The organism is Streptomyces sp. NPDC002467 (genome assembly GCF_042889825.1).
GTDB lineage: Bacteria > Actinomycetota > Actinomycetes > Streptomycetales > Streptomycetaceae > Streptomyces.
In genome coordinates this window covers 355140-375428 of the sequence record NZ_JBIARJ010000007.1, presented here as the reverse complement: position 1 = coordinate 375428, position 20289 = coordinate 355140, and the positions used below count along the sequence as shown (strand labels likewise).

The following is a 20289-nucleotide window of genomic DNA, read 5'->3' as shown; positions in this document are numbered from 1 at the left end:
CCCTCTCGGTCCGCCCGGCCGGACCCGGCGCAACACCCTGCGAACGGCCGACGGTCCTGTCCGTGACGGCACGCCTTTGACGTGCACATTTTCTGATTCCGAGGTCCCCCGAAACGGAATCTGCGAGCCGCCGTTCTGGCGGTTCCTCCAAAGTTCATCCCGAACTGGTCCGACGACTTGGGGGAGTTGACGAGTGGCCGAGTCGCTACCTAGAGTCCCGTCCCGTCCGCAACGGAAAAACATTTCCGTGATGCGGAACGTGCGGTGCTGTGCTGCCACCCCTGCGGCACCGCGCCGCCTGCAACGCCCCGGTGCCGGGCCGTCCACCCGCACCGGCCGCCCACCTTCCGCCCGCACGCCCCGGAACCCCCACTCCCGGGCGGTGTCCCAAGGACTCGCCTTGTCGCCCCGAGATCTGGCTCGAACACCCGGTGCGCCCACGCACCCGGTCGACGAGATCCTCCCCGTCCGCCGTCTGGTGCCCGCCGCACTCCAGCACGTCGCAGGCATGTACGCCGGCCTCACCGCGCCGCCCCTGATCATCGGCGGAGCCCTCGGGCTGACGTCCGCCCAGCTCTCCGTCCTGCTCGCCGCCGCACTCCTCGTATCGGGTCTGGCCACCATCGCCCAGACCCTCGGCCCGTTCGGCATCGGTGCCCGGCTGCCCCTGACCAACGGCGTCTCCTTCGCCGTGGTCGCCCCGGTCCTGGCCGCCTCCGCCACCGAACCACGGGCCGGCGCCCTGCCCGAGGTCTTCGGCGCGACCTTGATCGCGGGAGCCGTCTGCTTCGCGCTGGCCCCTGCCTTCTGTCGACTGGTCAGGTTCTTCCCGCCCGTCGTCAGCGGTTCCGTCATCACCCTCGTCGGGCTCTCGCTCCTGCCGGCGGCAAGCACCTGGGCCCGCGGCGGCAACACCGAAGCGGCCGACTACGGCTCACCCTCAAACCTGGCCCTCTCCGCGGCCACCCTCGCCATCACCCTGGCCATCCACCGCGCGTTCTCCGGCAGGTTCCTCGGCCGCATCGCCGTCCTGCTGGGGATGCTCGTCGGCACCCTGATCGCCGTGCCGCTCGGCAAGGTCGACCTCGACCCCCTCGCGGACGCGCCCCTCTTCGCCCTGCCCGAGCCGTTCGCCTTCGGCACCCCGCAGTTCGTGCCCACCGTCATCGCCACCGCCGTGGTGGTGATGCTCGTGTCGATGGCCGAATCCACGGCCTCGCTGTTCGCCCTCGGCGCGGTCTCCGGCCGTCCCACGCAGGGCGACACCATCACCGGAAGCCTGCGCGCCCAGGGCCTGGCCACCATCCTCGGGGGAGTGCTGGGTTCGTTCACCACCACGGTCTTCGCGCAGAACGTCGGCCTGGTCGCCCTCAGCCGGATCCGCAGTCGCTACGTGGTCACGCTCTGCGGCGCGATCCTTGTTCTCCTCGGCCTCGTACCGGTCCTGGGCTCACTCGTCGCCCTCGTCCCGCCACCCGTCCTCGGCGGAGCCGGCGTGGTCTTCTTCGGCTCCGTCGCAGTCGCGGGCATCCGCACCCTGGCCAAGGCCGCCCTCGGCACCGGCCACAACAGCCTGATCGTTTCCGTCACCCTTGCCTTCGGTCTCGTCCCCGTCGTCGCCCCCGACTTCTACGAACGCCTCCCGGCCCCCGCCGCCACCGTTCTGGGTTCGGGCATCACCGCCGGCTGCCTGGTCGCCGTACTGCTGAACTACCTCCTCAACCACCTGGGCCACGGCACCGAAGCCGACCCCGACCCCATCGACTTCCCCGGCACGGGCTCCGCGGTCCGCCCGCCCACCGGCCGGCCCGTCCCCGGGAACGATCCGGCCCCGCCCGCGCCCGCCCCCGCCCCCGCATACGACCCATTCGGACACGCGCCTCCGGCCTCCGCGGACACACCCTCCTCCGAAGCCATCGGCTTCCCCGGCCCACTGCACCCGCTGCACTCCCGGCTCAACCATCCCCGTGCGCGGAGCATCCGCCAAGACGCGCGGCCCGTCCAGCAGCCGGACCCGCCCGGCCGGGCGGCCCCGAGCGAAGGTTGGTAACCCCAGAACCGCCGGTTCCGACAAGCCGGCAGGGCAGGGGCGCCTCCCGGTCCCATCCGGGGGGCGCTCAGGCCGTGGTGGGCGACTGCGGCGCGGTGACGCCGGGAAGGCGAAGAGCCCTGGCGCACGGGGGACGTTGCGGCAGGGCTCTTCGTCGGTGCGCGTCGGCGTGGTGCGAGGTAGGAGGCCGGCGCGCCCTTTCGGGTGTGCACACGCTACGCCCGAGATGGCCTGAACAACACCCCCCGAGTGCGGCTGGAATTCACCCGTCCGTCCGAGCCGCGATCTCGTCCCGGATCAGATTGCGGTGCACCTCGTACGCGAGGCGAGCCTGGTCGCTGGGGACCAGGCCCGTATCCAGGCCGCACCGGCACGTGACCGTGGTCTCGCCGGTGGGGCGAGGCTCGGAGCGGAGGTAGTGGCGGAGGACGGGAGTGTGCTGCTGGCTCATGCAGATCATCATCCCTTCTTCGGTGCCGCCTGGGGCTCCTCCTGCGGCTTCAGCGCGGCGGCGGGTCGTCCGATGGCCTCCATGTGCCGACCGAGTCCCCGTTCCTGATCAGGCCGACGGCGCCGGGGTGGCCGTCGGAGAGTCCTTGTTCATTCCGGCCCGCAGGAGATCGAACGTCGAACGGAGCCGGGGAGTTCGTCGTACGCGACGGCCGGGAGAGCACGGCGTAAGAACCGGTCGGTATCGGTCGGGGACCTCCACCGACGGGCCTCATCGACGGGCCTCATCGTCGGGCCGGCGAGGCCCGTCGGTGAGGAGGCCTTCTGGTCCGTCGGCACGTTTGCCGATGCGACAACACCCTGTTAGCTTCGGTCGATTTGATCACTCGGGGTGGGAGGGGCGCTGAGGTGGCCGGTTTCGGAATGCGGTGCGTGGTTGGACTCGTGATGCTCGCGTCGGTCACGGCTTGTGGCAGCCCGACGAAGCCTGAACGACCGATGGCGGCTGCCGAGCTGCGCACACACCTCCTGCCCGCAGCCTTGCCGGGAGGCTGGACCTCCGTGGCCGATCCGACGGACGAGCACCCGAAGTCGGCCGCGGCTTCGGGTGCGTCGACAGCACCGCCGTCCTGCACGGGGCTGCTCGACGGGCAAACCGTCGTGGATGCCGGCACGACGGCCTCCTCCGCTTCCGCGACGGCCATGTTCAGCGGTGGGCACTCCGTCGGCAACGGCGTCATCCCCGGCATGGAGAAGCTGTACTCGTTCCCGGGCGACGGCGCGCACCGGGCGATGCAGTCCATGCGGGACCTGGTGGGCCGGTGCCGGACCGTGGACCTGCCCCACGCGCCGAGCGAGCCCGCCGCGACCGCCGGCTTCGCCATCGCCGAAGGCCCCCGGCTCGGAGACGAGAGCCTCGTGATCAAGGCCGTGGTGACGACGAGCGCCCCGGGCGGCGACCCGCAAGGCGCCGACGCGACGGTCGTACGCGTCGGGAGTTCGCTCGTCGTCATCAGCAGTGTCCTCTCGCTGACCCAGGCGGAGGCCGACAGCGCCGCGGCGTTCATGCCCGTCGCCGTGGAGCAGGTGAAGTCGAACCGTCCCGAGCCGGTGGACGCGGTCTGAGGGACCGCGTCGTTCAGTGCCCGGGCTCGCTGTGGCCGGGCACCCCGCGGCCGGGCTAGTGACCCCCGCCGTGGCCGGGCTTCAGGACGTCGTCGAGCCAGTTGCCAGGGCTGGTCCAGTCCTGATGGCCGGGCTTCTCCGGCTTCCCCGGCTTCCCGTGCCCATCGGGCTTGTGCTCCTTGTCGTGCTTGTCCCGCTGGTTGTGGACGGTGACGGTGACCTGGTGGCCGGGCGTGGCGGCGTCCAGCGTCAGCGGTCCGGTGACGGGATCGCCCGCTGGGACGTAGCCGTCGGGGACGTGCGTCTCGACCACGTAGTACTGGCCGTTCTCGAGCGGGGTGAACTCACAGACGCCCTGGTCGTCCGTGGTGCACTCGTCACCCACGGGAGTGTCGGCGCCGGGGGATCCGGTCTGCAGGCCGGACGTGCCGTTCGTCTCCCTCCAGAGGCGGAACACCGCTCCGGGAAGGGGCCGGTCCTTCTTGGCGTCCTTCTTCAGGACGAGGATCGAGCCGGGACGCTCCCCTTCCCGCTTCCGGTTGGTGATCGTGACCGCCTTCTCCCTCCCGGTGTCGGCCTCGTCGAGTGCGAAGACCGTGACCGGATTGCCGGAGGGCTCGTACCCGTCCGGAAGGCCGATCTCGCGCCAGTAGTACGTCTCCCGCACCGGCAGGCTGACCCGGCAGGTGCCCTGTCCGTCGGTCACGCAGACCGCCGACAGCCGGGTGTCGGCGTTGCCACCGGCGGTCTGGAGCCCCGTCACGCCGTTGGTCTCCCGCCACAGTTCGAAGCGGGCTCCGGAGAGCACCGCCCCGGTGGACTCGTCACGTTTGGTGAGCACCACCTCGCCGGTGGGAACCGGCGGCGTCTGCCAGCGGTTGACCGCCGTGACGCTGACCCCGCTCCCGGCGTTCTCCCGCGTCAGCTCCAGCCGGCGGACCGGCTCGTCGGGGAGCAGGTACCCGGGGGGCGCCGCCGTCTCGCGCCAGTAGTACGTGCCGATCTCCTCCTCACGACTGCACAGGCCGTCGGTGCCGGTGGTGCAGTCGGACACCTTGGAGTCGGGGTTCCGGCCGCCGGTCTGCAGGCCCTCGGTGCCGTTCGTCTCGCGCCACAGCTCGAAGACGGCTCCGGCCAGCGCGTTGCCGTCCTCGTCGTGCTTGACCACGGTCACGTTCCCGGTGACGGGCGGCACGGGCGTGCACTCGGGGAGGTCGCCGTTGAAGGGGTAGGCGTGGAGTTCCGCTCCGAGGCCCGTGGTCTCCGTCGGGCTGGTGTGCGTCATGCTGCCGGCGGTGAGGAAGCGGCCGTTCACGCCGATCACGGAGACCGTGGCCACGGAGGTCCGGGGGCCGATCAGGACGCTGCCGCCGAGCTGAGCCGAGCCCGCGATCTCTGCGGTGTCGGCGTCGGGGAAGTTCCACAGCAGCCGCTCGCGCAGCCCGGCGGGCAGGAGCACGTTGTTGACGCGGATCGTGGGGGAGGAGCCGAGGACGTTCACGAGGACGGTGGCGCCGGCCGGGATGCCCGCGAAGCGGATCGTCTGCTGGGCCGTGCCCGGGCCGGAGAGGTCCCGGGAGACGTTGAAGACCTGCAACGGGGAGGTTCCGTTGCCGGTGAAGACGGTCTCCTGAGGGGTCCAAGCGGTCGTGCCGGTCGCCACCTGGTCGCCGTAGCAGTCGCTCGCGGCGGTGAGGCGGTCCCGCAGGACGGCGTACGGGGCGGCCGCGTCCGGATCGCGCGTGAGCGTACCGGTCGCGGTTCCCGTGAGCGTGGACCCGTAGCGGATCACGCCCCCGTCGGCCAGCAGCCGCTGACCCGAGGCCACGCGCACGCCGTTCCCGGCGGTCAGGAAGTCCGAGCCGTTCGACGGGGGGACCCGGGAGCCGACTCCGGCGATCCCGACGTTGTAGACGTTGCCGCCTGCACTCTTGTTCATGTCGAAGTCGCCGAGGACGACGACCTTGCCCTCGGCCTCGGCGGCGCCCCGACGGACCAGCATGTTGCCGCCGACGAAGACGTTGATGTTGTTGTCCCGGCCCGTGAAGGGCAGGTTGTTGGGCTCCGGCCAGACGGGCGGACATGCTTCGCCGGGCCCCGTACCGGGGATGCACGGCCCCAGACCGTTGGGCAGCGGGGCCCGCAGGGCGTGTGCCGCCCCGGGACCGGCGCCGTGCCCGGCGGCCACGGCCGTGGGGGACCCAGCAGCGGCCAGTACGATGCCCACGGCCAGCCCGAGGGCCCGGTTTCCTGCTGACATGACGCTCCGTCCGTTACGGCGCTGCTCACGCTGATGCCTGACAGACTGCGGGCGCGGCGGGGCACGACGGTCGGAAGACACTCCTCGGCCACGGAATTCCGGTACGACAATCACTCACTTGCCGGGCCGGGTCAGTCCGGCGCGTACGTCCCACCAGGGCGCACCGCCCCCCAAGCCACCGTCCACCCGATGCCACCGTCCGGGTTCCGATCTGCGGGGACGACGAGGCGGCACTCGCGGCGACGTGCGAGCTGGTGCGCGACACGGGCTGTGAGCCGGTGGCCGCGGGCGGGCTGGACCGCGCGGGACTACTCGAGGCGACTGCCGCGCTGTTCATCGGACTGTGGGTGGCGGAGCAGACGGACGTACGGGCCATCGCGCCGCCACTCGCCTATGCGGAGGGCCCACGGACCGGCGAGATTGCGTGAGGCGATCCGGATACTCCGTTGTAACGGGAGCCTCGCTCCCCACGCGAGCGCGGGTTGGCTGATAGGTTCCGGGACCAAGGGGTCGAACAATGGACACGACTTCAGAAGCCCATGACGAGCTGGGTCGGCTGGACCGACTGGGCCGGTCCCTGCGCCGACAACTGGTGTCACTGATCACCGACTTGACGGTTCGGGTCCACCTCCGTCGGCTGTCCCTCGACGAACCCGAGGTTGCCGACCCGCGCGAACCGCTGCGCTACCACTACGCGACGGAGTACCAGGGCAATCGTCCCGCGAAAACCACGGCTGCCGAAACGGCGTCCCGCGCCGTGTCCCTTCTCCGCACCGCCGGTTGGGACGTCACCACGTCGCAGGAGCATGACGACGGGATCGACTGGACGGTGGTCCTCGCTCACCAGGAGGGCATCCGCATCCGCATCCTCACGAGCGAGGACACACCGGCCGTTGCGTTCCGCGGCCAGACGCCGGCACTGCCACTGGGCCCGCCACAACCGGTCCGGTCGCCGGAGCCGGTGCGAACGCCGGAGACCGTCACGCCCGGATACGTCCTCTGCTACGAATGCGACGGCCTCGGCTGGTGTCCCGGATGCGGAGGCCGCGGATGGGTGCTCGGCCGGTCTCACCGCAGGAGTCGATGCGGGGAATGCGCCGCGAGGAGGGTCTGCCCCATCTGTCAGAGCGCGGGCGAGCTGGACGTCTCCGGTCTGTCGACGTACCAGCGGGGCTACTACCCGGGACTGGACCCGCGCTGAACGAGTGGGGAGGCGAGGGCCCCGTCAACCGGCCGGGAGGCGTCGACGGACACCACGACCGGCCGGTGCCCCGCCTGGGGGACGCGAGGTCAGTGCGTGGCCGATCCCCGCACGCCGGTTGTGCCGGCTGGACGCTGTGCCGCCATGTCCCATGGCCGACGAGCCCCGAGAAGGCGAACACGACCAGGAGCAGGATCAGTTCGCCTACGCGTGTGAAGACGGCGGAGCGAAGCGATTCGGGAGTCGTGGTCCAGGCACGGCCGGTGACCTTGGTGTCGTTCGGCGAGCGGGGCTACGCGCACGTCGTGTCCGGGTTCGGTCCCGCCCCCGGCGGCGGGGCTGATCGTCAGCCCCGCACGGATACCCACCCAGGGCTCGTAATCCGCTGCGGCGAGCACCCGTAATCCCCCCTGTGACGACGTCTGGCAGAGCACTACCGGCGTGCGGCGCCTGCCTGCGGCCATTGCGGCCAAGGCAGGGCTTCGTACTGCTGGGCCAGCAGTCTGCGGGTCTCGCGTCCCAGGGTTGTGAACCCCGCGACGAGCGTTCCGATGAAGGAGACGCCCGCGATCGGCAGGGCACCACTGCTGTCGGTCCCTACTGCCGGCAACCACAGCGCTGCGCCGGCCGCCCCGAGGGCCAGTAGCAGCGCGATCCTGGCGGGGCGCGCCAGTCGCCGACTCGCCGCAATGCAGCCGAAGCCGAGCAGGGCGCCCGGGATGGCCAGGAAGGGGAGGGCGAGCAGTAGGCAGAGCGCGAAGACGATCAGCATGGCGTACGGCCTCCAGATTGGTGTCACCCTGTCACGGGGCAGGGCGGATCAGTGTGTTCGCTGCTCCAGCAGGTGCGAGGTCCATCTTGGCAGAAGTGTTGAACGTGTTCAATATTGTGGTCGCCTGTCATGGCCCGCCGGTCCGTACGCAAAGCGGGACGCTCGTCTGCCCCGAGAGGCCTGTGTGGATACACGCGCCCGAGGGCGCGCGGAGCGGCGCAAGAAGCGCGAAACTGGGCGATAGGGTGCTGGACGCACCGCCGGCCGGTCGCCTTCGGGCGTCCGGGCGAGCGCACGTAGTGCACGTCATCGTCGTTCGCGAGGAAGCCCGTACCGGCGTTTTCCTTGGGGAAGACGACGAGGTGGACCTTGCACGACTTACCTGTGCTGGTACCCGGTAAGTCGAGCCTGATCCCCGGCGCCTTGTCGGGGTAGGCGTCGAACTCCCGGGTAGCCGGGCCGGTATAGGTCCGGGGAGACGGCCCTGAGTACTGGCCGCAGCTCCCCTCGGGCGCCCTTACCCGTTCCGGCTCCGCGGAGCCGTCTGCTCGGACCGTGAGACGTTCCCCGCTCGAAGCGGACCACGTCCCCTCCACGTCTGCGGCTCTCAGCGCATCCCGCTGATCGCCCTCGGACATGAGGACGACCGCCGGCAGCACCGCAAGGAACCTCACCGCGCCGACCGGCAACCAAGCGGACCCTCGCAGACGCACACTCGTGGTTTCCCCTCTCGGCTGCCGTTTCGACCACTACTTGCCGTCGAGCCGCGTCTTCTGCGCGTAGCCCGGTGGCGGTCATCGGCGGTCATCGGCGGTTCGAGGCGCCCACGCCCAAGACATCGCCACTGCCGAAGGCTCGGCGACCGCCACAGCGAAGGCAGGGTGCCGAACAACCTGGGCCTCGCGCTGCCGGCGGTGCGGCGGCAGGCGTGAGCGGACTACTGGCCGGCCCTGCGGCGCCCAGTACGCGGCGTCTCTGCGGGCTGGATCCGCATCGCGGTGAATGGCACACCATCACCGGAAGGCGTTCAGTCCTTGCCGGCCGCCTGCCAGCTCATCCCCCAGTCGTATTGGAGATCCACGGCCTGCTGATTGAAGATGCCGGGCGACGGCAGGATGTACTTGGCCTCCCGCCGAACGGTCAACTCCCCGCCCACGTTCTCGATCAGTGCGATCGCAGCGACAGGCGAGGCGACGGTGCACTCGTCCAGACGCACCTCGATCGACGGCCCGGTGGGCGGATACAGCGTGGCGACCCCGTGTAGACCCGCGAAGCTTGACGCCCCGGCGTAGATGGACACGAACACCAGGATGCGCTTGATTTCGGACGCGTGATCGAGGTTGATCACGAGGTTCTCGCCGGCCTCACTCGCGCCGGTCCGGTCGTCCTGATCCAGCCGGATGTACGGCGGTTGATCGAACGAGCCGAACTGGTTGTTGATGGGGTGGACGATCCCTGTCGTTCCGTTCTGAAGCTCCCACAGACAGGAGAGGTCGAGGTCGATTTCCTCCAGCCGCTTGGCGTCCCTTCCCTTGTTCATCCAACCTTGCGGCGGCTCGGCGGCGCTCCAGGAAAGGTTGACCCGCATGCCTCCTGAGGTGGCGCCTTGTTTGGTCAGCGAAACGGTGGGTGCCGTCTTCGTCAAGGTGATCTTTGACGGCGGTTCGGGCCGGGCGCGGGCGGCAGGCGGAGCCTGCGGTGCAGGGGGAAGTTGCGCAGGCACGGAAGCCGCCGGCGGATGCACTGGCCGTTGCGAGGGCGGAGGCGTGGCGGGCTCGTCAACGGTGATGCCGAAGTCGGTGGCGAGACCGGCCAAGCCGGAGTCGTATCCCTGGCCCACTGCCCGGAACTTCCATGCGCCGTTACGTCGGTACAGCTCCCCGAGCACGAACGCCGTTTCCGATGTGGCGCCCGTGGAGTCGAACCGTGCCGTCTCGAGGCCGCTCTGCGCATCCAACACGCGTACGAACAAGCCGGAGACCTGACCGAACGTGCGGTCCGTGGATGCTGCGACCACCACGGTGCCGATGTCCTGTTCGACCGCGGACAGCGTCACGTCGATCGTCTCGCGCGTGCCCTCGGCGTCCTGGCGCCTGCCCTCGTGACGAACGGCCCCACTCGGATGGACAGGTTGGTTGTAGAAGACGAAGTCCTCGTCCGACCGGACCTTTCCGGCCGGCGTCAGCAACAGGGCCGAGACGTCCACATCAGGAGCTCCGGGGCCGCCGTGCCAACCCAGCTCCACCCGGACCCTGGTACTCGCCACCGGCACATTGGCACCCTTTTGCAAGGCCATGGAGATCCTCTTCCCCCGCTTCCGGCACTTCCGCTCCTGCAGCGTACGAGGTACTGGCCCTCTCGGGGTGAGGTGTGCGATAGATGGCCGCAGGGCGTGCGGGCCGGGAGCCCGCGCTCCGCCGGCACCGTGGTGGGCCCGGTCGGCGAGGTGCTCGGGCGAGCAGCCGATGGGAATCTGGTCGTGAACCGTGGTTCCCGTCCGTTCGTGGAGTAGGTATGCGTGCTTCTGTTCCCGGTGTGCCGGTCTTCCTCGCCCCGCCGTACGCCGGGCCGTCGGACGCCCGCCCGGTGGGTGCCGGGGCGGCCCGTGTCGTGTGGGCGCTGCGCGACGGCGGCCGCGACCTGGACGCGAACCTGGTGCGGCTGGGTGCGGGGGCCCTCATCGGTGAGCACACCGAGACGGTCCTGGGGGTCCTGCTCGTCGTGGTCGCCGGCTCGGGTGAGCTCCGTACGCCGGACCGCACTGTTCCGCTGGCGCCCGGATCCGTGGCCTGGCTGCCGGCCGGTACCGTTCGGGCCGTCCACGCGGGGCCCGAGGGGCTGACGTACACCACCGCGCACCGCCGTCGCCCACCTCTGAACATCACCCCGGAGCCCGGTTCGGACGCCGGGGAGCCGGCCTGCCTGCTGAACCTGGTCTGCGACGCGTGTGGCCGCCTGGCCGCGGAACGCGACGCCCGCTACTGCGCCCGGTGCGGCACCCGACTTCCCGCTCCCTGATCGAAACGACTTCCGCCCGGGAGCGCGGTCACCGCGCCCGGTAATGAGCCAGGATCCGAGAACGGGAGCCGCCTGCCGCAGGCCCGCGCCCCGGCGGGTCCCTCAGCGCATGGTCCGACTGGTGGGCGGCTGTTCGGAGGCGGTGGGTGGCGCGAACAGCGCCTGGACCGTTTCGGTGGCCAGGTCTCGTAGCCAGATGTGGGCGCGGTCATCGTCGTAGCGCTGGTGCCACAGCAGGTACAGGGGGACATCCGGCAGCGGAAGTGGCAGTGGCAGCGTGACCAGGCCGAGCTGGTCGCGAGCCGCGCGGGTGACCGCGTCGGGGAGAGTGGCGACCAGGTCGGTGTCGAGGGCGAGTTGCAGGGCGAAGGCGGCGGTGGGACCGGCGGCGGCGACGCGTCGCTCCAGGCCGCGGCTGGTCAGGGCGTCGTCGATCGGGCCGCGCAGGCTCCCGCGTCGCGAAACGGTGAGGTGTTCGGCGGCGGCGTAGCGCTCGATGCTCAGCGGGCCTTCGGTGAGGGGGTGACCCGGTCGGACGGCGGCGATCAGCCGGTCGCTGCCGACGAGGCGGTGGCGGATGTCGGGAAGCGTCGGTGCGCTGGAACTCGATTCGAGGTCGACCTCGCCCCGGCGCAGCTCGGCGTCGTCCGTCCCTGGTTCGGCCGGCAGACGCAGCCGGACGCCGGGGGCCTGGCGGCGGACGGCGGTGATCAGGGCTGTGCCGCAGGCGGCGGTCAGGGCGTCGTGCCAGCGCACGGTGAACACCCGGTCCAGAGCTGCCAGGTCGAGTTCCTGCTGCGTGGTCAGGAGGTGGTGGGCCTGCTGTACGAGCGCGTGGACCTGGGCGCGCATGGCCAGCGCGCGGGTGGTGGGGACCATGTTGCGGCCGGTGCGGACCAGGATCTGGTCGCCGGTGGCCTTGCGGATGCGGCCCAGGGACCGGCTCATCGCCGGTGCGGTGACGTGGAGGCGTGCTGCGGCGCCGGTCACGCTGCCCTCTTCCAGGAGCGCGTCCAAGGCCGTGAGCAGGTTCAGATCCAGTTGCATGGAAGTAAATCTACAACTGCACAGCATGCACTTGTTGTTAATGATCGGGAGGCCTACCTTCGAAGTGCAGGCAGGGGACAAGCCGCCCGCACACATCGAATCCAGGGAGCCCACCATGAGCACAGCCATGCCCTTCGCCGCCGACACGACGCTCCTGTCCGAGGTGACCGCCGCGGTCAAGGCCGCGGGCCTCACCCTGCGCGACCGGCACACCCCGCACGCCCGCGGCGTGAGTCTGGAGGAGGTCGTCGCAGAGATCCACGCCAACGACGATGCGGTGCTGGACGTGCTGCGCGAGCCGCTGCTGCGGGCCCGGCGGGGATCGCGGTGGTCCGAGGACGAACTGGCCGGCGGTGCGCTCCCGTCGGGGGAGTGGTGGGTCGTCGACCCCGCCGAGGGCAACATCAACCACGTTCACGGCATGGAGGACTGGGCCGTTACGGCCACCCTGGTCCGCGACAACCAGCCGGTACTCACCGTCGTCCACCTGCCGCTGACCGGCGACACCTACACCGCCGTCGCCGGCGGCGGCGCCCACCTGGGCGGCCGGCCCCTGAAGGCGTCCGCCAAGACAGACCTGGGTGCCGCGCTCGTCGGCACCGGCCAGGCCAGGCCCGGCGAGGACGAGCGCACCTTCCGGCGGATCGGCGACTCGGTCACCGCCATGCTCGTCAACGGCCTGGTCGTGCGCGTGTCCGTTCCCGCCACGATGCAGCTCATCCACGTCGCCGCCGGACGCACCGACGCCTTCTGGCAGTTCTCCGACGTCCGGTCCGGTCTGGTCGCCGGTGCGCTGCTGGTCTCCGAGGCCGGAGGCACCGTCACCGACCTGGCGGGCGAGCCCTGGAACACGGGCAGCCGCGACTTCCTGGCCGCCGCCCCCGGCATCCACGCCGACGCCCTCAAGGTCCTGTCGCCGATCGCCTGACCGGACACCCGCGACCCACCACCCACCAGTGACCACCCACCAGTGACCACCCACCACTAACCACTCATCACCCACCCCACACCACAAGGAACAACACCTCATGACCAGCATTGGCATCCTGGGCGCCGGCCGCGTCGGAACCAACCTCGCCGACGCACTCTCCGCAGCCGGACACCGTGTCACCCTCGGCGTACGGAACCCGGAAGAGGCCACGGCCACTGTCACCGCCCCGCACATTGCCTTCGCCGACCAGCGCACCACCGCCCGTACCGCCGACATCGTGATCAACACGACGCCCGGCGACACCTCCCTGGACCGCCTGGCTGGCCTGCGCACCGAGCTCTCCGGAAAACTCCTCGTCGATGTCTCCAACGCCACCCGCGACGCCGACGACGGCCTGCCGGGCGACCTGTGCTACCCCGGCAGCAGCCTCGCCGAGCAACTCCAGACCGCCCTCCCCGAAACCCATGTGGTCAAGACCCTCAACACCATGCTCTTCACGGTCATGACCGCTCCCGAAATCCTGACCACCCCACCGACCGCCTACCTCTCGGGCGATGACCAGAACGCGAAGAAGACCGTCACCGGCCTGCTCGGCGACCTGGGCTGGCAGCCCGCATGGATCGAAGACCTCGGCGACATCACCACAGCCCGCGCCACCGAGGCCATGGTCCTCATGGTTCCCCACATCCTGCGCCGCCACGGGTTCAAGCCCTTCGCCGTCTCCCTCGCCCGCTGACCCATCGAGACCGGGTCCGGACGAAATCAGTAGCGGGAGCTGTGAGGCGGAAGGGCGTGGGCACGGACACAGGCTGGGCGGTCAGGCTGTCAGCATCCGTCTCCAGGGCCGGGAGGGTGTCAATGCCGAAGGCCACAACGACCGGCCGCATTCTGCGTGACGCACTGTCATGAGCAGCCGGCGGGACCGTCGATACGATCACCGAAGACGGACGGCCGGTACGCGACTTCGGCATCGACAGCCTGGTCCTGGCCGAATGGGTCTATGACCTCGAACGGCAGCTGTCCGTCGTCATCCCGGACGAGGAGAGCGGGCGCCCGCGCACCATCGCGGACCCGCGCGCCCTCCTCGCCGCCTCGCACCGTACGGAACGGACACCCCGTGAGCCTTCGACAGATCGAGCCCAAGCAACGCGGATTCCTCATCGTCAACTCCCATCCGGAAGGCGCCGCGCAGACCGTACGCCGCATGTGGGAGAGCACCCCCGCCCACACCCCCGCCCGCACCGATGGCCGCCGCCCCGTCGCGCTCGTCCTCGGCCACTCCGCCGGCTACGGACTCGCCACCCTCCTGACCGGGCTGCGCCGGCACGGCATCCGCGGCATCGGTGTCGCCTTCGAAGCCCCCGACACCGGCCGCCGCACCGCCACCGCCGGCTGGTACCGCACTGCGGCCGCCGCCCGGCTCGCCGCCGCCGAAGGCCACGACATCCGCTTCGTGAACACCGACGCCTTCTCCATCGACGCCAAAACACATGTCGCGGACCTCCTGGAGCAGCACTACGGGCCGGTCGACTACCTGATCTACAGCCTGGCCGCACCCCGCCGCACCGACCCGGCCACCGGCGACGTCCACCACTCGGTGATCAAGCCGCTCCACCACGCCTACGAGGCTCCGGCACTGGACTTCTCCGCCGACGACCCGAAGGTGGCCTGGGCCCGGATCGAACCCGGCACCGAAGACGAGACCCGGGCCACGGTCGCGGTGATGGGCGGCGATGACTGGGCGATGTGGGTGCACGCCCTGGCCGCACGCGGGCTCTTGGCGCAGGACTTCACCACCGTCGCCCTCACCTACGTCGGATCCGAGGTGACCGCACCGGTCTACCGGCAGGGCACCATCGGCGCGGCCAAGGAACACCTGGAGCAGACCGCCCGCGACCTGAACACCTCGTCCCTCCTGAAGGAGAAGGACGGGCGTGCCTTCACGGTCGTGGCAGGAGCGGCCGTCACCCAGGCCTCCAGCGCGATCCCCTCCATCGCCCTCTACACCGCTTTCCTCCGCACCGTCCTCGGCGAGGACGGCTTCCGCACCACAACCGAACAGGCCTCCGACCTGTGGGACCAACTGGAAGGCCACACGCCCCTGGTCCTGGACGACGCGGGACGGATCCGCCTGGATGGCTGGGAACTCGACGACCACGTCCAAGACCGGGTCCGCGCCCTGTGGGCGGATCCCGAGCGAGGCCTCGAAGAAGCCCAGGCCGGCGCCGCCTGGTTCATGAGCCAGGTCCGCGAACTCTACGGATGGGGCGTGGAGGGCACCGACTACGAAAACCCGGTCGAGACCGACACCCCTTGGCCCTCAGGGCGATAGGCCGACCGTCACCGGCACGCGACGGATCCGCGTCGGCTGCCACAGCCGACGCAGAACCCGCCCACTCGCCCGCACCACTGTCTGGCCATACGGCGTGGGGCCCCCCGAGCACGGATACGAGGTCGTCCCGGCGCCGGCCCGGCACGCGGGCGGAGAGTTCGCGGCAAGGTCGTCATCATCCCTTGAGCCCGGACAGCGATCTCGCGCGCCGCACCGGCCTGTCGCCTGGCACGTCAGCCCTTACCAGGCCGGAAGCCCTGGACCACCGGTTCCCAGGCCAGGACGACCGTCAGCAGGGCCTGGAGTGCCTGGTGCACCTCCACCCTGCGGAACATGTGCCGGGATATCGCGGGCGCGGCGTACCGGACGAACGTGGCACCCCGGCCCGCGACGGCGACGCACCCCAGGACCGCCAGGACCGCCAGGACCGGCCACACGGAGTCCACCCTGCAGACGGAGACGACCAGGAGCATGCCGGCGACCCCGCCGGCGGCCGGCACGACGTGCCCGAGGGAGGCCGCCACCAGGATCGGCGGCCCGCGCGGTTTCGCCCTCACGGCCTGCGCCGTGCGGGAGCGGCGCGGGCGATGAAGACATCGACCACGATCGGCACGCCGTCCAGCAGCGGCACCGGTGTGATCACGAGCTTGACCAGGCCGTCCAGTGCCCAGCGCGCGATCCAGTGACCCTCGGACACAGTTCCAGCGGTTTTCGAAAACGCCGGGAGAGCGCCGGAGGGCCGCCGGAAAACTTCTCCCGGATTCCTGTCACACTCCCGCGATCCGAGGGGTCAGTGCTGTGCGGACGCCAGATCGGCGGCCAGAAGGAGAGCAGCAGCCATGACGAAGACCCACATCTCGCGGATGCCCAACCCCGGCGCATTCGTCCCCGAGCTCGCCGACATCAGCGCCGCCCTCTTCCGGGCCACGGGCAACAGGTCCGTGCCGCGCGCCACGATGAGCCTCGTGCACCTGCGGGCCGGGCAGATCGTCGGGAACACCTACCTGACCGTCCTGAACACGGCCTTCCTGCGCAAGGCCGGGGAGTCCGAGGAGCGCATCACCGCTGTCTCCTCCTGGCAGGACGCCCCCTACTTCAACGACGCCGAGCGGGCCGCGCTCGCGCTGGTCGAGGCCACCCTCCAGCCCGCCCCGCACGGCCGGGAGCGGGTCTCGGACGAGCTGTACGCCGAGGTGGCCAAGCACTACGACGAGAAGGCGCTGGCCACGCTCACCATCGCGATCGGCCAGATCGGCTTCTTCATCGCGCTCGCGGTCATCGGCAAGCCGCAGCCGGTCACCTCGCTGGCCGACGAGCAGTGGGACTGAGCCCGGGCCCCGGACACCGCAGGGGCGGCACGCCTGTGCGTGCCGCCCCTGCGGGTTCCTGCGGAAGGCGGCGAAAACACCGAGGGTCCCGTCCGCTCTGCAGAGCGGACGGGACCGCCACTCGGGTGGCTCACAGGCTGCCGCCGACTCCACCGTCGCGATGAGCGCAAGGCCGAAGACTTCCTCGCCTTCGTCGGCATTGCCGCAGCCTCCATTCGCGCCTGCCTCGACGAGGACAAGCTGGTCAGCTCCCTCGAGGGCGGCCGGATCCCGTCCGGTGACATGGCCTTCGGCAAGCCGAAGGCCGCCGCCATCACCCGCCTACCAACCCGAGTAGCCCGAACGGCGAAGCCTCAGGTCGAGTGCGCCCCGGGGTCACTTGGCCCGTAGCCTCACCCCCGCCCGCGTCAGGCGAGGGTTTCGCATGGGTAGGCTGCGGATCATGTGGAGAGAAGCGGCTCTTGAGGCCTTTCCCGAGGCAGAGTTCCGGAGTCCCGCGCAGGTGGCAGCCCTCGATGACGCCGATCACCATCTCGGACGCGGGCTGCCCGCCGAGCTGAGGCAACTGCTCCTGGAGAGCAACGGCATCGTCGGACACACCGCGGTGGACACCGTGTGGCCCGTCGAGCAGATCGTCGAACAGAACCTTCTCTTCCGCTCCGACGCCTCCTTCGCCCAGCTGTACATGCCCTTCGACGCTCTCCTCTTCTTCGGCGACAACGGGGGCGGGGACCAGTTCGCCTTCGTGCAGACACCCCGGCGCCCGGACATCTTCGTCTGGGAACACGAGACCGACAGCCGCCGGTGGGTGGCGGGGGACCTGAGGGATTACCTGGGCCGTTCGCTCGCGGAAGGCGGGGACGACTGGTACCAGTAGGGCAGTCGCCGTGGGCCGGCCTGGGTGATTTCGCCCCCAGTGCGGCGCCCGGGATGAGTACCAGCACCGAGTACGGCGACTCACGCCTTCCGGGCGGCCGGCCAAGACGATGGAAGCCGAACCGTCGGACCGGGAGGGACCCGTCTCATGCTCAGCACCATCGCCGACACCCTGCTGCCCGCCTTCGGGCGGCTGTCGGTGACCAGCGACATCGATGCCGGGAGCGCATTCCGACCCGGCAGCATCATCGCCGCGAACCACACGTCGCTCGCCGATCCCGCCATCGTGCTGGCCGCCCTGCGGAGGCTGGGCGTGGAGCCGGTCGTGATGGCGGCCGCCGGTCTGTGGCGGGTGCCCGTACTGGGGCGGGCTCTCGCGCGCGGCGGGCACATCCCCGTCTTCCGCGGGGACCGGCGGGCCTCGGCGGCGCTCGACACGGCCGCGGAGGCCCTCGGACGGGGCCGGCTGGTGCTCATCTACGCGGAGGGCGGACTGCCGCGGCGCGCCGATGCGGCCGAGGCCGCCCCCGAGGCCTTCCGCAGCGGGCTCGCCCGCCTCTCCGAGAGCACCGGTGCGCAGGTCGTCCCGGTGGGCCAGGCCGGTGCGCGTCGCATCACGTCCGGGAGCGTGGCCAAGCAACTCGCGGGGGTGGCCACCGCACCACTGCGACGCCCCGGCCTGCACGTGCACGTGGGCGTACCGGTCCACCTGATCGGTGACCACCTGGAACGTACGGCCCATGCCCGGACCGAGGTGACCCGTGCGTGGCGGACCGCGGCCGCGCACCTGAACGAACCGGCCGCACTCACCGGCTGACACTTGCCAAGGCGGGCAGCCACGCCGCCGGCCCGCCCCCCAGGGTTGCGGGGAGACCGGCCGGTGTTCATCGGGCGTGGATCAGTCGCCGGCTCGCAGGGGTGTCACGAGGCCTGGGGGGTCAGACCCAGGTGTAGTTCGCATCCGTGACGGCGTCCAGGGCGGCGTCGGTGACGGTGGCGCGGGGGTCGGTCAGAGCTGCGAGGGCGGGGCCGATGGGCGGGAAGATCGGCAGTTCGGCGGTCTTGCGGTAGTCGATCCATTCGATCACGCCGACCTCGTGGCTGCCGTCGGGGAGCTCGTCCAGCTCCTGCTCGGCGAGGGTGGCTCGGATGTCGGGGGTGATGTGGAAGCGGTAGATCAGGTGGAGCTTGCGCGGGGACGGCGTGGGGCCGGGGCGGGTGACGCGCTGGTCGACCATCCAGATCAGGTCCCCGCCCTCGGCCGCCGCCGTGTCGAGGCCGAGTTCTTCGTCGAGTTCGCGGGCGAGGGCGGCGATGAGGTCCTCGCCGTCTTCGACGTTGCCGCCGGGCGGGGTGTAGTGGGTGGAATCGGCGCGGTCGCGGCGGATGAGGGCGACGTCATTGCCGCAGAACACCAGCGCCCCGGTCCGGATCTTGATCCGGGAGAACGGGGCGGGTGCGGCAGGGGTGTTCGTCATGGTCTCCAGTATCGCGGCGGGTTCCGTGCGCCGGGCGGGCTTTGGCCCGCGTTCGCTCCGGGCAGTCCTCCCGACCCCCTGACCAGGATCAGCCGAGTTGCCGAAGGGCGGCCCTCACCCCTGCGTCACTGGGAATGTGGTTGAGGGGAACGGCCTCGGCCAGTCCGTCTCCCTTCGGATCCTGCCGGGCCCCGGCCGGCCGGGGCCCGGCATCCGGCACCATGACCCGATGGCCTACACACCCACGAACCCCGACCGCGAAACCCTGGACCCCGCCACACCGGACCGCGCCACCGCCCGGCCGGCCAGCACCCGCGCGGCGGCGGTGGCGGCCGCCGCGCTGACCGTCGGTGCGGGGCTGGGGCTCAGGGCGGTGGCGGCCGGAGACGTGGCCAAGTACGGCGGCGACGCGCTGTACACCGTCCTGCTCCTGACGCTCGTCGTCGCGGCCGCCCCGCGGCTGTCGCCCGCGCGGGCCGCCGCGATCGCGCTCGCCGCCAGTTGGGCGGTCGAGTTCCTCCAGCTCAGTCCGGTGCCCGCAGAGCTCTCGCGGCGCAGCACCCTCGCCCGGCTCGTACTCGGCTCCACCTTCAACGCGCCCGACCTGGCCTGGTACGCGGTCGGCGCCGCCGCGGGCCGGCTGGTCCACTCCGCGCTGCGGCGCGCCCGGCGCGGCACCGATACCGGGGCGCGCTAGGCGTACCCGCAGCCGAGCTCGTCGGAGATGCGCACGGTGTCGCCGGGCCGTACGTAGCCGAGGAGCGCGCGGATTGGACCCTGTCTGGGGACCCGGGGGTCATCACTTCTCGGGCGGTCGTCCGTTTTCGCTGCTGCCGACAGCGAAGGGTCGTGCCGCCCGCGCTTCCGGGTCGCGCAGCGGGCGCCGGGCGCCGGCGGTCCCGGGACGCCGGCAGTGAAGCTGTGGCGGCCGAGCGGGTTCAGGTCGCTTCGAGGCCTGCGGGCGGAACGCGGATTCGACTACTTCGAGGTGGCCACCACCCAACAGAGCAAGATCGGCGGCTATCCAAGCTGGACCCAGCCGCCGAACTGGCCTGAGTGCACGGGCTGCGGCACACGCATGGAGCACCTGCTCAGCGTCACCGCGACCGAGGTGGGCATGGGTCGTTGGCTTCCCCTGGACGAGCGGGACCCTGGCCAGGACCACGCCGCGACCCCGTGCTGGCGTGCCGAGGCGGACCCCGCCGCCCTCGACACGTTCGGACACCACATGTACCTGGGCGGCGGCGGCATGTACTTCTTCGTCTGCCGCACCTGCCCGGATACCCCGTACACCCATCGCTACGACTGCTGAACCCCTGTGTCAGGCTTGTGGACGGCATCCCGCCGTTTCTCGCTTCTGATTCCGAACGGCGGGGGATGGGGAACACCCCGTCAGGCTGCGGGCGGAGACGGAGCGGCGT

20 protein-coding genes and 2 pseudogenes are annotated in these 20289 nt (G+C 71.0%); 14 read left to right on the top strand and 8 right to left on the bottom strand.

From position 1 onward, the window contains the following. The first annotated feature begins 400 nt into the window (after nt 1-400). Nucleotides 401-2050, top strand: coding sequence for a nucleobase:cation symporter-2 family protein (locus ACFYYJ_RS17955; RefSeq protein WP_389133484.1), 1650 nt, complete (start codon nt 401-403; stop codon nt 2048-2050). 262 nt (nt 2051-2312) lie between these two features. Here ACFYYJ_RS17955 and ACFYYJ_RS17950 read toward each other — a convergent pair whose 3' ends face one another. After that, entirely contained in the window at nt 2313-2501 is a 189-nt protein-coding gene (locus ACFYYJ_RS17950; RefSeq protein ID WP_385130056.1) for a hypothetical protein, read from the bottom strand. Between the two features lie 560 nt (nt 2502-3061). On the opposite strand from ACFYYJ_RS17950, the gene ACFYYJ_RS17945 reads away from it, so the two are divergent. Next, nucleotides 3062-3625 carry a hypothetical protein gene (locus ACFYYJ_RS17945; protein ID WP_389133481.1) on the top strand — a complete coding sequence of 188 codons (564 nt, stop codon included), beginning with the start codon at nt 3062-3064 and terminating at the stop codon, nt 3623-3625. 55 nt (nt 3626-3680) lie between these two features. Here the strand turns inward: ACFYYJ_RS17945 and ACFYYJ_RS17940 are convergent, their stop codons facing one another. Beyond that, complete coding sequence (locus tag ACFYYJ_RS17940) at nt 3681-5885, bottom strand: choice-of-anchor A family protein (protein ID WP_389133479.1); 2205 nt, start codon at nt 5883-5885, stop codon at nt 3681-3683. 203 nt (nt 5886-6088) lie between these two features. On the opposite strand from ACFYYJ_RS17940, the pseudogene ACFYYJ_RS17935 reads away from it, so the two are divergent. Both ACFYYJ_RS17935 and ACFYYJ_RS17930 read left to right on the top strand, forming a co-directional pair. After that, nucleotides 6089-6313: pseudogene (locus ACFYYJ_RS17935) on the top strand (NADP oxidoreductase); the annotation flags it as partial. An 89-nt stretch (nt 6314-6402) separates the two neighbouring features. After that, nucleotides 6403-7086 (top strand): hypothetical protein, encoded by a 684-nt coding sequence (locus ACFYYJ_RS17930; RefSeq protein ID WP_385130061.1) that lies wholly within the window; start codon nt 6403-6405, stop codon nt 7084-7086. Between the two features lie 433 nt (nt 7087-7519). Here the strand turns inward: ACFYYJ_RS17930 and ACFYYJ_RS17925 are convergent, their stop codons facing one another. Both ACFYYJ_RS17925 and ACFYYJ_RS17920 read right to left on the bottom strand, forming a co-directional pair. Further along, a complete protein-coding gene (locus ACFYYJ_RS17925) occupies nt 7520-7885 on the bottom strand; it encodes a hypothetical protein (RefSeq protein ID WP_385366754.1) in 366 nt (121 codons plus the stop codon). A 1000-nt stretch (nt 7886-8885) separates the two neighbouring features. After that, the gene (locus ACFYYJ_RS17920) at nt 8886-10154 is read right to left on the bottom strand and encodes a TerD family protein (RefSeq protein WP_389133476.1); all 1269 of its coding nucleotides are present in this window, start codon (nt 10152-10154) and stop codon (nt 8886-8888) included. 218 nt (nt 10155-10372) lie between these two features. On the opposite strand from ACFYYJ_RS17920, the gene ACFYYJ_RS17915 reads away from it, so the two are divergent. Next, nucleotides 10373-10876 (top strand): AraC family ligand binding domain-containing protein, encoded by a 504-nt coding sequence (locus ACFYYJ_RS17915; protein ID WP_389133473.1) that lies wholly within the window; start codon nt 10373-10375, stop codon nt 10874-10876. A gap of 102 nt (nt 10877-10978) precedes the next feature. Here ACFYYJ_RS17915 and ACFYYJ_RS17910 read toward each other — a convergent pair whose 3' ends face one another. Further along, entirely contained in the window at nt 10979-11923 is a 945-nt protein-coding gene (locus tag ACFYYJ_RS17910; protein WP_389133471.1) for a LysR substrate-binding domain-containing protein, read from the bottom strand. A 115-nt stretch (nt 11924-12038) separates the two neighbouring features. Here ACFYYJ_RS17910 and ACFYYJ_RS17905 point away from each other — a divergent pair, with 115 nt between their 5' ends. The 3 genes from ACFYYJ_RS17905 (at nt 12039) to ACFYYJ_RS17895 (ending at nt 15186) form a co-directional block, all read left to right on the top strand. Beyond that, nucleotides 12039-12851, top strand: coding sequence for an inositol monophosphatase family protein (locus ACFYYJ_RS17905; protein WP_385130070.1), 813 nt, complete (start codon nt 12039-12041; stop codon nt 12849-12851). A gap of 100 nt (nt 12852-12951) precedes the next feature. Then, nucleotides 12952-13590 carry an NADPH-dependent F420 reductase gene (locus ACFYYJ_RS17900; RefSeq protein ID WP_389133468.1) on the top strand — a complete coding sequence of 213 codons (639 nt, stop codon included), beginning with the start codon at nt 12952-12954 and terminating at the stop codon, nt 13588-13590. 381 nt (nt 13591-13971) lie between these two features. Continuing rightward, on the top strand, nt 13972-15186 hold the full coding sequence (locus tag ACFYYJ_RS17895; RefSeq protein WP_389133466.1) for an enoyl-[acyl-carrier-protein] reductase FabV: 1215 nt from the start codon (nt 13972-13974) through the stop codon (nt 15184-15186). 233 nt (nt 15187-15419) lie between these two features. Here ACFYYJ_RS17895 and ACFYYJ_RS17890 read toward each other — a convergent pair whose 3' ends face one another. Both ACFYYJ_RS17890 and ACFYYJ_RS17885 read right to left on the bottom strand, forming a co-directional pair. Continuing rightward, nucleotides 15420-15743 carry a hypothetical protein gene (locus tag ACFYYJ_RS17890; RefSeq protein ID WP_389133463.1) on the bottom strand — a complete coding sequence of 108 codons (324 nt, stop codon included), beginning with the start codon at nt 15741-15743 and terminating at the stop codon, nt 15420-15422. Next, nucleotides 15740-15883 carry a hypothetical protein gene (locus tag ACFYYJ_RS17885; protein WP_389133461.1) on the bottom strand — a complete coding sequence of 48 codons (144 nt, stop codon included), beginning with the start codon at nt 15881-15883 and terminating at the stop codon, nt 15740-15742. Before ACFYYJ_RS17885 ends, ACFYYJ_RS17890 begins: the two co-directional genes overlap by 4 nt. Before the next feature lie 142 nt (nt 15884-16025). On the opposite strand from ACFYYJ_RS17885, the gene ACFYYJ_RS17880 reads away from it, so the two are divergent. The 4 genes and pseudogenes from ACFYYJ_RS17880 to ACFYYJ_RS17865 all read left to right on the top strand — a co-directional run bounded on the left by ACFYYJ_RS17880 (nt 16026) and on the right by ACFYYJ_RS17865 (nt 18207). Next, nucleotides 16026-16514: a carboxymuconolactone decarboxylase family protein gene (locus ACFYYJ_RS17880; protein WP_385130079.1), complete on the top strand. Its 489-nt coding sequence runs from the start codon at nt 16026-16028 to the stop codon at nt 16512-16514. 126 nt (nt 16515-16640) lie between these two features. Continuing rightward, a pseudogene (locus ACFYYJ_RS17875) lies at nt 16641-16730 on the top strand (IS5/IS1182 family transposase); the annotation flags it as partial. 286 nt (nt 16731-17016) lie between these two features. After that, the gene (locus ACFYYJ_RS17870; RefSeq protein ID WP_389133458.1) at nt 17017-17391 is read left to right on the top strand and encodes an SMI1/KNR4 family protein; all 375 of its coding nucleotides are present in this window, start codon (nt 17017-17019) and stop codon (nt 17389-17391) included. Nucleotides 17392-17538: 147 nt separating this feature from the next. Further along, the gene (locus tag ACFYYJ_RS17865) at nt 17539-18207 is read left to right on the top strand and encodes a lysophospholipid acyltransferase family protein (protein ID WP_389133455.1); all 669 of its coding nucleotides are present in this window, start codon (nt 17539-17541) and stop codon (nt 18205-18207) included. 121 nt (nt 18208-18328) lie between these two features. Here the strand turns inward: ACFYYJ_RS17865 and ACFYYJ_RS17860 are convergent, their stop codons facing one another. Continuing rightward, nucleotides 18329-18868, bottom strand: coding sequence for an NUDIX domain-containing protein (locus ACFYYJ_RS17860; RefSeq protein WP_389133452.1), 540 nt, complete (start codon nt 18866-18868; stop codon nt 18329-18331). A 229-nt stretch (nt 18869-19097) separates the two neighbouring features. Between ACFYYJ_RS17860 and ACFYYJ_RS17855 the strand changes: the two genes are divergently transcribed. Together ACFYYJ_RS17855 and ACFYYJ_RS17850 are read left to right on the top strand one after the other, a co-directional pair. Further along, entirely contained in the window at nt 19098-19565 is a 468-nt protein-coding gene (locus ACFYYJ_RS17855; protein ID WP_389133449.1) for a DUF2809 domain-containing protein, read from the top strand. A 216-nt stretch (nt 19566-19781) separates the two neighbouring features. Continuing rightward, nucleotides 19782-20180, top strand: coding sequence for a hypothetical protein (locus ACFYYJ_RS17850; RefSeq protein ID WP_389133446.1), 399 nt, complete (start codon nt 19782-19784; stop codon nt 20178-20180). The last annotated feature ends 109 nt before the right edge of the window (nt 20181-20289 follow it).

Coding starts and splice junctions, on each gene's coding strand:
- ACFYYJ_RS17905 (WP_385130070.1), top strand. CDS start 12,039: ATGAGCACAGCCATGCCCTTCGCCGCCGACACGACGCTCCTGTCCGAG.
- ACFYYJ_RS17950 (WP_385130056.1), bottom strand. CDS start 2,501: ATGAGCCAGCAGCACACTCCCGTCCTCCGCCACTACCTCCGCTCCGAG.
- ACFYYJ_RS17900 (WP_389133468.1), top strand. CDS start 12,952: ATGACCAGCATTGGCATCCTGGGCGCCGGCCGCGTCGGAACCAACCTC.
- ACFYYJ_RS17940 (WP_389133479.1), bottom strand. CDS start 5,885: ATGTCAGCAGGAAACCGGGCCCTCGGGCTGGCCGTGGGCATCGTACTG.
- ACFYYJ_RS17915 (WP_389133473.1), top strand. CDS start 10,373: ATGCGTGCTTCTGTTCCCGGTGTGCCGGTCTTCCTCGCCCCGCCGTAC.
- ACFYYJ_RS17930 (WP_385130061.1), top strand. CDS start 6,403: ATGGACACGACTTCAGAAGCCCATGACGAGCTGGGTCGGCTGGACCGA.
- ACFYYJ_RS17910 (WP_389133471.1), bottom strand. CDS start 11,923: ATGCAACTGGATCTGAACCTGCTCACGGCCTTGGACGCGCTCCTGGAA.
- ACFYYJ_RS17880 (WP_385130079.1), top strand. CDS start 16,026: ATGACGAAGACCCACATCTCGCGGATGCCCAACCCCGGCGCATTCGTC.
- ACFYYJ_RS17920 (WP_389133476.1), bottom strand. CDS start 10,154: ATGGCCTTGCAAAAGGGTGCCAATGTGCCGGTGGCGAGTACCAGGGTC.
- ACFYYJ_RS17860 (WP_389133452.1), bottom strand. CDS start 18,868: ATGACGAACACCCCTGCCGCACCCGCCCCGTTCTCCCGGATCAAGATC.
- ACFYYJ_RS17865 (WP_389133455.1), top strand. CDS start 17,539: ATGCTCAGCACCATCGCCGACACCCTGCTGCCCGCCTTCGGGCGGCTG.
- ACFYYJ_RS17855 (WP_389133449.1), top strand. CDS start 19,098: ATGGCCTACACACCCACGAACCCCGACCGCGAAACCCTGGACCCCGCC.